A 13,331-nucleotide genomic window follows, 5' to 3' on the forward strand; every position below is an offset into this window, starting at 1 on the left:
ACTTGACAGGGGGCACTTCAGTTCGTCATGCAAAGGAGGGCTTTCACTGTTTATTCTTCTTGTTCGGTTCGAATGATTTTGGTCCAGCCGTCTACTTGCTCTACGCGGCGTTCCTTCATCAGTTTTCCGAGTGCCCGCTTGAAGCTGGACTTGCTCATTTGGAATTTGTCACGAACGACATCCGCCTCTGTGGAATCTGTATAAGGCATCGCCCCGTCACGGTTGATCAAATAGCGCATCAGCTTATCCGCATCTTCACCATACTGTACTTCCTTGCGCTCTTTCATGGAACCGTTCAGACGACCATCCTCACGTACAAAGCTAATACGGCAGCGCACAGTTTGTCCGAGGCGCAGACGCCCTACCATTTCATCACGATGAATGAAAAGGATATGCTCGTCCTCCGTCAACAGGAATGCACCTGCTTGAATTACTTTGTAGACGGTACCTTCGACAGCCTTGTTTTTCATACTCTGATCTGCGAGTGCTGCAATCTTGACGATTTCGTTTTCCGTTACCGGCTTTGCCAAGAGTCTGCCGAGCTTGTCTTGCTTCAGCGCTACCAGCATTTGATCCTTGGGACGCGGCCATTCATCGCTATGCTTGGGCAGGTCATCAATGAACAAGAGCAAATCCTTGTTAATGCCGTTGTCCAGGAATACACCCATGCGCGGAGAAATGTCCACTACTTCCAGCCAGCCGTATTCACCCATGCCGACATGAGGCATGTCCATAGTTGCAGCCAGTCGGTTCTCGTGATCATGGTACAAAAACACTTCGACCTCATCATCGATATGTAAACGCTCGTGCGCTTCATTGGCATGGAGAAACACTTCATCTTTGCCATCGCTCAAAAAATAGCCGATTTCTGTTTTTCGCGCTACCGTCATGGTAAGCGTCATCCCTGCCGCCAAATTGCCGTTCTGAATGATTTGGGGCTCACGCTTTTCACGCATTTGTCTTTTGTACATATGTATTTTTTCCTCGCTCTCTACCATTGTGCACACTAACTATACCCATCCTCCGCAAGAAAATACCACAACTTTTTTCTAACAAAATAACGATGCGTAACGAAATAGGCAAGTCTTCCATTCACGGACATACATATGACAGTAAGACTGGCTTGGCCCTACATTTTCAAGACTGGAGTGACTCTTGCCTATGCTGTTGCTGCTTGAACATATTTTTCTCGGCATTGTACAAGGCTTGACTGAATTTTTACCGATATCAAGCACGGGTCATCTCGTCCTGTTCCGCAAAGTGTTTGGCATGCAGGAAGTCGGGCTTTTATTTGACACGATGCTTCATTTCGGCACGCTGATTGCTGTCGTGATCGTCTTTTGGCCACAGGTTCGTTATATTATCATGAATCCGATGAGTAAGCTGACAAAGCTATTGGTCGTAGGTACGATCCCTACCGCAGTGATCGGGCTCGCCTTTGAAGATTATTTTGAAGAAATCTCACAGACAGGTATTACAATCGGATGGGAATTCCTTGCGACAGGCGCGATCCTCTGGGCGGTTGAGTCCATGCGCCGCGGAAATCGGACATTCGAAGAAATCAACTACACGGACGCCCTTATCATCGGAACACTACAAGGTGCTGCGATCCTGCCTGCCATTTCCCGCTCAGGGCTGACGATTGCCGGTGCTCTTCTTCGCGGAATCGACCGTGCTGACGCTGCGCGCTTTTCGTTTTTAATCTCCTTACCCGCGATTCTGGGTGCTTGTGTCTTGCAAACAGCCAAGCTCGTAGAAACACCGCTCGAAACAGCTTTATTGATCCCGATGCTCGTGGGCACCATGTTTGCCGGACTAGCTGGATATGTAGCCATTCGCTGGATGCTTACAATCATCAGCACAGGGTCGATGAAGGGCTTCGCTATCTACGTCTGGGTATTGGGTGGGTTAATTTTACTCATGCAGTTCTTGGGCTGGTAATGCGAAAAAAGCCGGCTGCTTGCTCGCCGGCTTTCATCTACTTTCTTCCTTGTCTGGATAACGGCTGGCAATTAATTTGCCTACCAACAAAATAATGCCGTAAAACGCTGTTGCCAAAAGCGAGGTAGCCAGCCAAGTCGCCGTCCCCAGCACAAGGTAGAGCGCGGCATGAGCAATAAAGATACCTACCAGCCACACCATAATGTTCATTCGATTAAAAAACGTCATCAAACTACGCAATTGCCTCGCACCTCCACCATTCCATTTACTACTGTTATAGCCGATGAAACGGTGTTTTATCCCCTTAGCGCTCTCCAAGATCAGGATGAGGCACAGTAATCACAAAGCCTGCTTGCTCCAAAATTTCTGCCAGTACCGAAAGAGGCGTGTCAGCAACCTCTCTGTACATTTTCGGCGTATGCAGGTGTATCGCATCAGGAAAGTCATCACTTAAATGCGTCCGCAACTTTTTCCCGCTATCATCTTCATCGGTAAATAGGTATACCTCATCTGCATCTGCTGCTTCTGTTTGGGCGAGCAGCTTCTCCCCTTTTTCCAAGCTGTAAGAACCATATGTACAAAGAATGGTGACAGGCTCAGCCAGCACCCGAAGCAAGCGTTCTTTGTCTGTCTTTCCCTCCACGATCATGACACACCCTGCCATCCGCTCCCATCCTCCCTGACAAACGCACGTTTTTTTATAGTATACCTCAACTCTCACCTAGGAAAATGAGGATGACTACTCCCCTTCGAAACAAGGCATCTTATGTATGCATCCATTAACAAACAGGGGGTAGTCACATGTCCAAATTCAAAAGTGCCAAAAACCTGAATCAAAAAGGATTAGCTGTCGCAGGGCTAACCAGCAGTACGGTTGCGGATGATACGCATACCGAAGACAACCAAGGATCTTCCTATCAGCATCAGAACAACAACGAAAACATGCAGAATCAAAAATAAAAGGAATGAAATGGTTGCCTGGATAGAGTTTCCTTAGTAAGATAGTTTTATGAATATTGAACAACTTGAACTAACCGAAAAGCGAATCAAGATTTTTAAAGCGTTGGCAGATGAGACAAGGCTAGCCATTTTAAAGGCCTTGTATCATTCCGGCAACGAGCTGAATTGTACAGAAGTAGGCTTTACCTGCGACACTTCCAAGTCCAATGCCTCCTATCATTTCAAGACACTTCGAGAGGCAGGACTGATCAAAGTCAGAAAGGATGGGCAAGCACGGTACATGAGCATATATAAAGAAACCTTCGATCAAATATTGCCTGGCTTTTTAGATACCTTGTGATTGGTATCCTTTTTTTGCTCGTTAGTTCAAAAGTTGTTTAACTATAGAAGTATAAAACAAAGAGGAGAGATTTTTTATGGAGCGCCTATTTTTGATGATCTTTTTCTTCACCATGTTTTTGATTGGTACGAATACATTTATCATTAGCCCACTGCTGCCAACCTTGCGAGAGTTATATCACGTATCCACTAACCAGGCAGCCTGGCTGATCGGAACTTATGCTCTCGGATTTGCTTTGGCTGCTTTAGTCGCCGGTCCGCTATCTGATAATCGAAACAGGAAACATGTGATGGCAGTCGGGATGCTCGGATTTGCACTTTCCACACTTGCATGCGCCTTTGCACCTGGTTTCACCGCGATGCTCTTCTTTCGCTTTCTTGCAGGGATCTTCTCTGCCTTTATCGGTCCTCAAGTGTGGGCTGCCATTCCTGTTTTGTTTCCCCCTGCTCGTATCGGAAAAGCGATGGGGATTGTCATGGCAGGCCTTTCGGTTTCCCAAGTGATCATCGGTGTACCTATTGGCAGTTTTCTGTCAGCTTATCATTGGTCGTTTCCTTTTTTGGCTGTAGGAATTGCTTCTCTCGGAGCTTTTGTACTCATCATCCGAAAACTTCCTGATTTATTGCCTCCTACCTCCATAGCCGGACTTGGAACAAACAACGCCCGGGTGGCTATTTTTGCACGTTATAAGGATCTGTTGCGACTGCCTCAAGCTTCACGCAGCTTTATCGGCTATTTCGTTTTCATGACGGGTGTCTATGCAGTCTTTTCATTCTATGGCGTATGGCTTTCCGATCACTATCAGCAATCCGTTACCGAAATTGGCTTGATCACTTTAGTTATCGGGCTTGGCAACACCGTTGGCAGCTTACTCAGCGGTTGGTTACTCGAACGTTGGAAAAGAAATACGATTTTGACCGTTGGGTTTCTGGGCAGCGCCCTGCTCTATCTTGTTTTGCCGTACATACCGGGAGTCGGCTTTTTGCAGGTCGTCCTCTTCTTCATGTACTGCTTCGGCGGTGTACTCGTGCCTGTCCTGATGGGTTACTTGCAATCATTGTCCGACACCTCGCGCGGTACCATATCAAGCTTGGCCAACGCTTGCATGTACATAGGAACTTTCATTGCCTCTTCTTTCGCAGGCAGTTTGTATTCTATTTTTGGATTCGCGGGAGTCAGCACCTTCGCCACCTGCACTTTTCTTATTGCCTATCTGCTCTTTGTTTTGAGGACAGGTAAATTAACTGTAACCTCACAAGCATGAGTCCTTTACTTTCCCTCTTCGCCTTGCTACGCTATGGTCACATTCATTTTATCGCAGTCAGCAGGACGGAGAGGGTCAATGTGGATTCATCTTCATCACTATGGAAAAACAGATCGTTTCTCAAGCTCTGGCTTGCGCAAATGACAGCAAGCATCGGTGATCATTGCTACAGCTTCGCTTTACTCTGGTATTTGCTGCAGGCAACCAAATCAGGGACGGTGCTGAGCTTGCTCGCGATCCCGGAAATGGTGGCAGGTCTCATGTTTTACCTCGTCGGCGGAGTCATGGCTGACCGGTACAATCCACGAATGCTCATGGTGGGAGCGGATATTGCGCGAATTCTTGTCGCGATCACGGTTGGCATCCTGGTATTCATGGGCATCGAGGAGTTTTCGTTTTTTCTGGCAGCGCAATTTTTGTTGGGGTTGTTCTCTAGTCTGTTTCAGCCAGCGCGAACCGTGGCACTCAAATCAGTGGTTCCCCAAGAGCAGCTAGGCCGAGCAAATGCCATCTTGGACACGACTTTTCGAACCATTCGGATTATTGCGCCAATGTCAATTGGACTTGTCGCTTCGATCCTTCCGCTCTCTACTTTGTTTTTTGTAAATGCAGGCAGCTATTTGATATCCGTCTTGTTCCTTTATGCCATTCGTATTTCCTTGACCGATCAACAAGGGGCATCTACTACGAAAATGACACCCAGCCAGTACGTCCGTGATATCACCTCGGGTTTACAGGAGCTGAAACAGAATCGTGCTTTGTTCTTGATTCTTCTCTTTAGCAATATGGGCTTTCTCGTCTGGCAGGTCACTTACACGGTGGGCTTTCCGTTTATGGCAGAAAGTATGCAGCAAGGAAACGGCAGTACATTAGCTGTCTTATTGGGCTTTTACGGGATCGGGAATTTGCTGGGAAGCCTGTATATGGCTCGCTCGTTTTACACCCGCTATTTGTTTGTGATTTTGATCGGATGGGTGTTTCAGTCAGTCGGATTCCTGTTGCTTACGGCAGGAGGCACCGCTCACTGGATTGCCTTCCTCGGAGCAGCCGTCGCGGGGATTGGAGGTCCTCTCATTGGTATCCCGACCGTGACTGCCATTCAAATCAAAGCATCAAACAGCAGCACAGGCAAAATTTTCGCGATCAACATGCTTATGTTCACATTCTTCTGTTTGCTTTCCAGCACGCTCGGCGCCATCTGGATGGGCAAATGGCCAGTCGAGCAGCTCTTCCTTGTCAGTGGGCTATTCCTTGCTGTCATGAGCTTCGCAGGCTTTCTCGTTGAAAAACGAAAAGCAACAAAACATCACCAATCCTCTTCTGTTTGAGTAATGCGAAGGAGCTTTTTGATACAAAAAAGGCCGGTTTTTCCTCCTTCAAGGAATCACCGGCTTTTTGTTTTACTGCATTTCAACAGGCTGTTGCTGTGTCACACAATGAATCATCCCACCATGTTTATATAGCTCTCTTACATCAATGCCAATCACTTCACGGTCAGGGTATAGCTTTTGGATGATCTCGTTTGCGACTTTGTCATTCGGATCATGATAATTCGGCACCAGGACAACGGTATTCCCAATATAGAAATTCACATAGGAGCCTCTGTATCCCAAGTCCTTTCCATTCTCCAAAATGACATTGTGCTTACTGATTGGTAAATTCACGTACTGATAAGTCTTGCCCAAAGTATTCTTCGCATTTAGTAATGTTTGGATATCCTTATTCGGGACACCCCATTCTTCTAAATCCGTTGCATTCATCGTAATAATCGTTGACTGATCATAAAATTTGGCAAAACCGTCAATATGAAAATCAGTAATTTCCAGGCCCGGCACACCATCTAGCCAAATAAAATTCGTCGCCCCAAGATATTCTTTCATATACTTCTCAACATCTGCTTCTGAAAATTTGGGGTTTCTATTTTTATTCGTAACAGCACTGCGTGTCGATAAAAACGTACCATTCCCATCCAGCTCAAACGCTCCACCTTCAAGTACAAGCTCATTCAAATCAATTCGTTCCATTCCTGCTTGCTTGCTTAGCTTGCTTGATAGTAATGCATCTTTTTTATACGGCGTTTTCTTGCCCCATCCGTTAAACCCCCAGTCCATCATTTTCAGGTTCTTATCCTTGTCGTATACAAAGATCGGTGCAGTGTCTCTTGACCATACATCGTCAGTCGGAGCAATATAGAAGTCGATTTTGTCCATATTGATACCTTCATCATAGAGAAGATCATAAATATAGTTCTTCTCGTATTCGTCATAGGCAACAATATGAACATTTTCCCCTTCACTTAAGGCAGCTGTCATCTCGATCCAAATGGATTCAATCTCTTCTTGATAACCTTTCCCATACGTAAAGTTATGCGGCCATACTAACCACGTACCTTCATGCTTACTTTTTTCATCCGGCATTGTGTACTTGCCTACATATTGTTTTTTCATGCTTTGGCTCTCCTCTGCTTTACTTGCCGTACAACCCATTAAGATCCCAGCTATTAATACAACTCCTGAGCACAGTACCATTAACTTCTTCATTTCATCATCACCTCATGTTGGTAGCTTTCTCGCAGAAGTAGAGTAAGCTTTGACATAGTGTCAAGGTCAAGCAGTTATTGTCTGGCTATTTTCATGATAGGAAAACAGATCTGTGTCACATACTCACGCGCAGGGCAGTCACATTCTGGGCCTTTCAAGTAGGTTTCGTAGGACGGACCATCCAGGCAGTAGCCGTTGCTATCTGTCCACTCTTCAAGTGCCATATGTCCGTATCCGATATCGTCATAACTTCCGAAATGCAAGGTAGTAGCAACAAACTGCTCGGGAAGCTGCTTGATTTGCCATTCGCTTGATGTATCGCAGCCGTTCTCATGAATGATCGGGATCACCAACTCAATATGACTGTTGTCAGGGTTGAATTCTTCATCTAAAAACAAGACAGACGGAGCACCAAGTAACTGAATATGGTTTTCTTCCGCCTTCGCGTATATAGAATCAATGTACTTGTCCATGTCCGCTATAGGAATCTGCAAGCTTTGACTGATGATACTTACTTCATTTCTCATTCCGAGCAATATATCGTACGATCTTCTCTTTCCTCGAATGATATCTTCTTTTTTTTCAATCATCCCCTGCATTTCTGCAATGATCTGTCTATAACGATTCATTTCATTAGATAATTCATTGATTTTCGAGTGGATGAATTCGATATAAAATTTCTTATCTGATGTCTGCAGGATCGTTTTAATCTCCGGCAGAGAAAATCTATATTCTTTCAGCTTATTGATGAGTAATGCCGTTTCTAATTGACTCTTTTCATAGTATCTGTATCCATTTGTTTCATCGACATGTACAGGCTTCAAAAGTTCTTCCTTGTCATAGTGTCGCAACATGCGCGGACTCATTTTGCAAAGCTTGGAAAATCTGCTGATGGTATACATATGTCTCCTTTACTCTGTGTAATGAAATTTTTAAGGTAAATGGCTCGATCGTATATCCGGCTTCATCAGAAGCTATTGTATCATTCCGTATCGAAGCGCTGGTGATGCATGCAATCGATATTTTCTCATTATTTGCAAAAAACAATTGCAACCGGAATTTTGATGTCATATAATCTGACATAAATAAAAGTAGTGTCAGGTTATATGACACAGAAAAGAGGTGGATGGATGGAACCTACTGTCGCAAGTCTCTCGTCTGCCATTGACGCCACATGGGTCATGGTATCAGCCATTCTGGTCATTCTCATGCAAGTTGGATTCGCCCTACTGGAAGCTGGCTCTACTCGCATGAAAAACGCTGGTCACGTCGCAGGCAAAACAGTCCTTACCTTTGGTATCTGCTCGATTGCCTTTTGGGCGTTTGGCTTTGGTCTGACGTTTGGAGACGGGAACTCCTTCATCGGACTTTCCGGATTCTTTTTTGACGGCATGCAAAAAGATGCTTTCTCCGCTTTTTCCGCTGCAACTGTTCCTATCTCGATTCTCTTCCTCTTTCAGCTCGCTTTTGCAGCCGTTTCACTTGCGATCGCCTGGGGCGGTTTTGCGGAACGTGCCAAGCTGTCCATTTATTTTATTTTCAGCGTACTGTTTACTGTCCTCATCTATCCTGTCGTCGGTCACTGGGTATGGGGAGGCGGTTGGTTGGCACAGCTCGGGATGCAAGACTTCGCCGGCTCTACGGTTGTCCATCTCCAAGGCGCCATCGTCGCACTCGTCGCCACTATCCTCTTGAAGCCTCGCATCGGAAAATACAATCGCGACGGCAGCTCCAATCTGATTCCTGGTCACAACCAAGTCTACTCGGTATTAGGGGTCCTGTTTCTTTGGATCGGCTGGTTCGGCTTTAATGCCGGCTCCACACTCGGCAGCACATCCGGATTTTTCGGCTATATCGCCGTCACTACCAATCTCGCTACCGCAGCAGGCGCTGTCGCCGCTCTCGCCATTTCCTGGATCGTGACGGGAAAAGCAGATATCCCAAGCATGCTCAACGGGGTCCTCGCCGCTCTCGTCGCGATTACAGCAGCATGCGCCTTCGTCGATCCGTGGGCAGCTGTCGTGATAGGTGTTGTGTCAGGTATTCTTACATTCTATACATCCATTTGGTTTGACCGCATGGGGATTGATGATCCTGTCTTCGCTTTTTCCGTGCACGGGGTGGCTGGCATCTGGGGAACGTTGTCCACGGGTTTATTCGCTACCCCGGAGCTTGCCGAAAAGGTCGGCGTTGGCGGTCCTGGGCTGTTTTATGGCGGTGGCCTGCATCAGTTAGGGGTTCAAGCCTTGGGATTGGCTGGCTCCGCACTCTATGTTTTCGTCGTAGCCTTCATTATTTTGTATGTGTTAAAAGTATCCATTGGCCTGCGAGTCACGGAAGAGGAAGAGGTGGTTGGTCTTGACCTTAGCGAACACGGGGGATACGGCTATCCCGAACTACTGCAGCCTGAACGCGTACGACCGGCTGCATCTACCCAAAGCAGCACCTCTCACTCTCTCACCTGAACAAGTGGAAAAAATACGAAATGTTGACTCCTTTGGCGAACTGGCCTTATTGCGACGAGAATTGTTGGACTCTTCTCCGTTGCGTCCATTGAATCGCGCAGGGGAATTGGCTCCCTTTTCCATCGTCGTCAATCTGATTCACGACAATCTCATCCGACAAGGGGTGCTCCTCGCTGTGAACGACCTGGCCAAGAGAGGCTTGGGTACCCCTCCTGTCCCCTTTGCCTTTCTGCAATTCGGCAGTGGCGGCAGATCAGAGCAAGCACTCATCAGCGATCAGGATAACGGACTCATCTATCAACTGCCAGATCATCTGGGCGAGCAGGAAACTGAAAAGATACATGGCTACTTTCAATTGCTGGGGGCGACGATCGTTGCAGGTTTGGAGGTAGCTGGCTATCCTCCCTGCCAAGGGAATGTCACTTGCCTCTCCCCAAAATGGCGCGGCAGCATCGAACAATGGCTAGACCAAATAGACAGCTGGGTCTCTCACCCCATCTGGGAAAACGCCCGTTATTTACTGCTCGCAAGTGATGTGCGTGTCTTATGGGGCGAATCGGCCATTTTCACTCCCGTCCATGACCGCTTTCGCCAATTGCTTGCAGGGAACGTCTTCTTGCTGAATCGACTAGTGAGCAATACGTTGCATTATCGGGTACCACTCGGAATATTCGGCAGAATTTTACCTGAGGTCCATGGACGCTTCCGCGGAGCCATCAATGTGAAGTACGGCATTTATTTGCCGCTGGTGAATTGCGTACGGCATTTCGCTTTGGCGTATGGCATCTTCGCCAGCTCTACCTTGGAACGCCTGGATCTGCTCGGTGAAAAAGGAGTCTGGAGCAAAAGCTTTTGTGACGAGGTAGCTGCATACTTCCGCCAAATTCAAGGTCTTCGCCTGATCGCTCCCCTCCATTGGGAAGATGGACAATACACGAGCAATAGCTATATCAAGCTCGGGGAGCTTTCTCCTGACACCCAAGTGATGGTACGGCAATCGATGAAGCTGGCGATCCGCCTGCAAAAAATGACAGAAAAGCTCCCGTCCGTTTTTGGGGGATAGGAGGAGATTGCGTGGCAAAATGGGATTTATTCGGTCGTATTTGGCATATGAGCCGAGCCGCCGAGCCGGGGATAGCAGATGACAAACAACACATCGCCTATTTGCGCTCCATCTCCAAAGCAAATAAACAGGTCGATTCCAGTGCCGATATTCCTCTGCACGATCTGGAGGTTGTCGTCATCGATCTGGAAACGACCGGTTTTTATCCCGATCACGGAGACGCGATTTTATCGATGGGAGCAGTCGCCATGCGAGGAGAGCACCTCCTCCTCGGCGATTCTTTTTATACGTTGGTCAATCCAGGTCGGGCGATACCTCCCCACATCCGGTCGCTCACCGGGATTACCGATGACATGGTTGCAGATGCTCCCGAGCTGTTAGAGGCTTTATCCCGTTTTTTCCAATTCGTTGGAGATCGTCCGCTCGTTGCCCATCACTCTCGCCATGAACGTGAATTTTTACGATCTGGACTTTGGAAAACAAGTCGGCGCCCGTTTACCCATCGCATGCTCGATACGATGCTGCTCATCCGATTGTTGAGCAATCCGGTTGGCAACGGCTCGCTGGACGCTCTCTGTGCGGCACACGACATCCCTATCTCACGCAGGCATCACGCTTACTGTGACGCTGTTGCTGCTGGTACACTCTGGGCGAAGTACTTGGTGAAAGCAGAATCCCAAGGATTTACAAGCCTGCGGCAGGTTTACGAGGCCGTACGCTAGAATTAATTCGAATCGTTCGATACGTCCTACCAACATGAGGAGAGAAAATCATGCTATTGATCAGAGACGCAGTTCAGGGTGACCTACCCGCTATGCTCGCTATTTACAACTACGCGGTGGAAAATCTGGTTGCGACATTTGACTTGGAGCCACAGACCTTGGCACAGCGCGAAGTGTGGTTTCACAAGCACGGTGACAGACATCCGATCATCGTCGCTGAATTCGAAGGGAAAGTGATCGGATATTGCAGCCTGTCCGTTTTCCGTGAGAAGCCTGCCTATCAAAAAACGACCGAGCTGTCTATTTATATTGCTCCGGATCAAAGTGGAAAAAGTGTCGGCACTACCTTGATGAGTTCGATTCTGGAACGTGCCAGACAACTCGAATACCACACGATCGTGAGCGGAATCGTAGGTGGCAATGACGCCAGCGTGAAGCTGCACGAGAAATTCGGTTTTACATTGGCAGGGAAGTTTCAAGAGGTGGGATTTAAATTCGGAGAGTGGCACGACGTTCATTTTTATCAATGGATGGTCAAGTAACAGCATGCGAAAAGCCGACACCCCTTTCCCCAAGGAAGTGTCGGCTTATTTGTTGTGTAGGAAGCAAATACCTAAAAGTGGCACATCTTAAGCCAGGGTCTAATCCCTTAGCCCTTATGATATTAGTGTAACTGACGGATGATTATAAGTCTATATCTTTTTGAAAATTTGCACTAAAGTAAGTATACCTGGCCAGGGAATCAAAAACAGGAGGTAAACCTGCTGTGCAATGGCTGTCATGGGATCTGAACCTGAAAACCAGATTGGTCGGCGAGACGCTTTTCAACCTATTGTTTTGGATGTACTTCCCCTTTCTTACTCTCCACTTTAGTGATACCTTTGGCAAAAATATTGCCGGGTTACTCATGACAGTGCCACCAATTATGAGTATGGTCGGCAATCTTTTTGGCGGCTATTTAGCTGATCGATTTGGTCGTCGATATGTCATGCTGTCAGGAGCGTTTTTGCAGACAGGCATGTTTGTCCTGTTTGCCTTCTCCCTCACTTCTTGGATCGATTATCTAGCATTTATCGGAATCGGGCTTGGCAAGTCGATATACAGTCCGGCTAGTTCCGCGATGGTTGCCGATCTCACCTCAGAAAAAGACAGACGCAGAATCTTCGCTACCTTTGTTACAGCCATGAATATTGGCGCCGTATTGGGACCCGCCTTGGGGGCCATCTTTTTCTTTCAATACCGAAGTGAGCTGCTGTGGACTTGTGCACTTGTCACTTTTCTGTATTCCATTGCGATCTGGATCAATGTGAGAGAAACACTGCCACCGTCTGTAAAAAGCTCTTTCGCCTCCATCCATTTCCCTTCCGTGATGAAGGAGCAATGGCAGAGCTACACCCTCATTCTACGCGACAAAGCCTTTGCCATCTATATTCTCGCAGGCATGCTGATTACGATCGCAATCGTGCAGCTCGATTTATTTTTGGCCGTCTATGTAAAAGAATTCGTCCCAGCGCAACCACTGCTTTCGTGGAATGCATGGTCGCTCTCGCTTAGCAGTACGGAGATTTTCGGATGGATGCTGGGAATAAGCGGCCTTCTGTTTGTTCTATGCGCCCTGCCTGTTACCAAATGGTTTGAGAAGTGGAGCGACCGGAACGTCTTCCTCTTGTCCTCCTTGCTGTTTGGCATAGGCATGTTTTTGGTGGGATTCACGACGAATGCATGGCTATTGTTCGGATGCGTGGTCATTTTTACAGTAGGGGAAGTGATGCGAACTCCGGTCGAGCAGAGCTTCGTCAGCAAATACGCTCCTGAGAATGCACGAGGACAGTACATGGGCGCCTCTAACCTACAGTACTCGCTCGGCCGCTTCCTCGCTCCCGTGACCGTCATTCTATCAGAGTGGATCATGCCCATTGGCGTTTTCGCGTTCATCTTGTTATGCTCTCTGTTGAGTGCCGTTCTTTACGTGAAGCTATTCAAAATCGTTCAGAAGGGCGAGTCAGTTCATTACGGATAAGCTATAGCCGAAAAAA

The 13,331-nt window shown here is 47.4% G+C and carries 15 protein-coding genes; 10 read left to right on the forward strand and 5 right to left on the reverse strand.

The genetic code is table 11. The features are described from left to right. Nucleotides 1-50 precede the first annotated feature (50 nt). Nucleotides 51-971, reverse strand: a complete 921-nt coding sequence (locus tag C7R93_RS13160) for a CvfB family protein (protein ID WP_106839244.1) — start codon at nucleotides 969-971, stop codon at nucleotides 51-53. A 190-nt stretch (nucleotides 972-1,161) separates the two neighbouring features. Between C7R93_RS13160 and C7R93_RS13165 the strand changes: the two genes are divergently transcribed. Then, complete coding sequence (locus C7R93_RS13165) at nucleotides 1,162-1,941, forward strand: undecaprenyl-diphosphate phosphatase (protein WP_167402467.1); 780 nt, start codon at nucleotides 1,162-1,164, stop codon at nucleotides 1,939-1,941. Between the two features lie 33 nt (nucleotides 1,942-1,974). Here C7R93_RS13165 and C7R93_RS13170 read toward each other — a convergent pair whose 3' ends face one another. Then, nucleotides 1,975-2,181, reverse strand: coding sequence for a hypothetical protein (locus C7R93_RS13170; protein WP_106839246.1), 207 nt, complete (start codon nucleotides 2,179-2,181; stop codon nucleotides 1,975-1,977). A gap of 64 nt (nucleotides 2,182-2,245) precedes the next feature. After that, a complete protein-coding gene (locus C7R93_RS13175) occupies nucleotides 2,246-2,605 on the reverse strand; it encodes a toprim domain-containing protein (RefSeq protein WP_106839247.1) in 360 nt (119 codons plus the stop codon). A 137-nt stretch (nucleotides 2,606-2,742) separates the two neighbouring features. Between C7R93_RS13175 and C7R93_RS30285 the strand changes: the two genes are divergently transcribed. The 4 genes from C7R93_RS30285 (at nucleotide 2,743) to C7R93_RS13190 (ending at nucleotide 5,833) form a co-directional block, all read left to right on the forward strand. Then, nucleotides 2,743-2,901 carry a hypothetical protein gene (locus tag C7R93_RS30285; RefSeq protein WP_167402468.1) on the forward strand — a complete coding sequence of 53 codons (159 nt, stop codon included), beginning with the start codon at nucleotides 2,743-2,745 and terminating at the stop codon, nucleotides 2,899-2,901. 49 nt (nucleotides 2,902-2,950) lie between these two features. Next, nucleotides 2,951-3,241 (forward strand): ArsR/SmtB family transcription factor, encoded by a 291-nt coding sequence (locus tag C7R93_RS13180; protein WP_106839248.1) that lies wholly within the window; start codon nucleotides 2,951-2,953, stop codon nucleotides 3,239-3,241. A gap of 76 nt (nucleotides 3,242-3,317) precedes the next feature. Further along, nucleotides 3,318-4,505: an MFS transporter gene (locus C7R93_RS13185; RefSeq protein ID WP_106839249.1), complete on the forward strand. Its 1,188-nt coding sequence runs from the start codon at nucleotides 3,318-3,320 to the stop codon at nucleotides 4,503-4,505. An 80-nt stretch (nucleotides 4,506-4,585) separates the two neighbouring features. After that, nucleotides 4,586-5,833 carry an MFS transporter gene (locus tag C7R93_RS13190; protein WP_106839250.1) on the forward strand — a complete coding sequence of 416 codons (1,248 nt, stop codon included), beginning with the start codon at nucleotides 4,586-4,588 and terminating at the stop codon, nucleotides 5,831-5,833. 72 nt (nucleotides 5,834-5,905) lie between these two features. On the opposite strand, the gene C7R93_RS13195 is transcribed toward C7R93_RS13190, so the two are convergent. Together C7R93_RS13195 and C7R93_RS13200 are read right to left on the reverse strand one after the other, a co-directional pair. Then, entirely contained in the window at nucleotides 5,906-7,045 is a 1,140-nt protein-coding gene (locus C7R93_RS13195) for an agmatine deiminase family protein (protein ID WP_106839251.1), read from the reverse strand. A 74-nt stretch (nucleotides 7,046-7,119) separates the two neighbouring features. Continuing rightward, nucleotides 7,120-7,947, reverse strand: a complete 828-nt coding sequence (locus C7R93_RS13200; protein ID WP_106839252.1) for a MerR family transcriptional regulator — start codon at nucleotides 7,945-7,947, stop codon at nucleotides 7,120-7,122. Nucleotides 7,948-8,175: 228 nt separating this feature from the next. Here C7R93_RS13200 and C7R93_RS13205 point away from each other — a divergent pair, with 228 nt between their 5' ends. From C7R93_RS13205 to C7R93_RS13225, 5 genes are all read left to right on the forward strand, one after another. Then, on the forward strand, nucleotides 8,176-9,510 hold the full coding sequence (locus C7R93_RS13205) for an ammonium transporter (protein WP_106839253.1): 1,335 nt from the start codon (nucleotides 8,176-8,178) through the stop codon (nucleotides 9,508-9,510). 49 nt (nucleotides 9,511-9,559) lie between these two features. Further along, nucleotides 9,560-10,573: a DUF294 nucleotidyltransferase-like domain-containing protein gene (locus C7R93_RS13210; protein WP_208637820.1), complete on the forward strand. Its 1,014-nt coding sequence runs from the start codon at nucleotides 9,560-9,562 to the stop codon at nucleotides 10,571-10,573. A gap of 11 nt (nucleotides 10,574-10,584) precedes the next feature. Next, complete coding sequence (locus C7R93_RS13215; RefSeq protein WP_106839254.1) at nucleotides 10,585-11,295, forward strand: 3'-5' exonuclease; 711 nt, start codon at nucleotides 10,585-10,587, stop codon at nucleotides 11,293-11,295. 50 nt (nucleotides 11,296-11,345) lie between these two features. Continuing rightward, on the forward strand, nucleotides 11,346-11,837 hold the full coding sequence (locus tag C7R93_RS13220; RefSeq protein ID WP_106839255.1) for a GNAT family N-acetyltransferase: 492 nt from the start codon (nucleotides 11,346-11,348) through the stop codon (nucleotides 11,835-11,837). 224 nt (nucleotides 11,838-12,061) lie between these two features. Next, nucleotides 12,062-13,315, forward strand: coding sequence for an MDR family MFS transporter (locus C7R93_RS13225; protein ID WP_106839256.1), 1,254 nt, complete (start codon nucleotides 12,062-12,064; stop codon nucleotides 13,313-13,315). The last annotated feature ends 16 nt before the right edge of the window (nucleotides 13,316-13,331 follow it).

The sequence above is a fragment of the Brevibacillus fortis genome, from assembly GCF_003013395.1.
Classification (GTDB): Bacteria; Bacillota; Bacilli; order Brevibacillales; family Brevibacillaceae; genus Brevibacillus; species Brevibacillus fortis.

Excerpts from the sequence above, each read along its gene's own strand:
- C7R93_RS13165 (WP_167402467.1), top strand. The coding sequence starts at position 1,162 with ATGCTGTTGCTGCTTGAACATATTTTTCTCGGCATTGTACAAGGCTTG.
- C7R93_RS13180 (WP_106839248.1), top strand. The coding sequence starts at position 2,951 with ATGAATATTGAACAACTTGAACTAACCGAAAAGCGAATCAAGATTTTT.
- C7R93_RS30285 (WP_167402468.1), top strand. The coding sequence starts at position 2,743 with ATGTCCAAATTCAAAAGTGCCAAAAACCTGAATCAAAAAGGATTAGCT.
- C7R93_RS13220 (WP_106839255.1), top strand. The coding sequence starts at position 11,346 with ATGCTATTGATCAGAGACGCAGTTCAGGGTGACCTACCCGCTATGCTC.
- C7R93_RS13200 (WP_106839252.1), bottom strand. The coding sequence starts at position 7,947 with ATGTATACCATCAGCAGATTTTCCAAGCTTTGCAAAATGAGTCCGCGC.
- C7R93_RS13205 (WP_106839253.1), top strand. The coding sequence starts at position 8,176 with ATGGAACCTACTGTCGCAAGTCTCTCGTCTGCCATTGACGCCACATGG.
- C7R93_RS13175 (WP_106839247.1), bottom strand. The coding sequence starts at position 2,605 with ATGGCAGGGTGTGTCATGATCGTGGAGGGAAAGACAGACAAAGAACGC.
- C7R93_RS13195 (WP_106839251.1), bottom strand. The coding sequence starts at position 7,045 with ATGAAGAAGTTAATGGTACTGTGCTCAGGAGTTGTATTAATAGCTGGG.
- C7R93_RS13160 (WP_106839244.1), bottom strand. The coding sequence starts at position 971 with ATGTACAAAAGACAAATGCGTGAAAAGCGTGAGCCCCAAATCATTCAG.
- C7R93_RS13185 (WP_106839249.1), top strand. The coding sequence starts at position 3,318 with ATGGAGCGCCTATTTTTGATGATCTTTTTCTTCACCATGTTTTTGATT.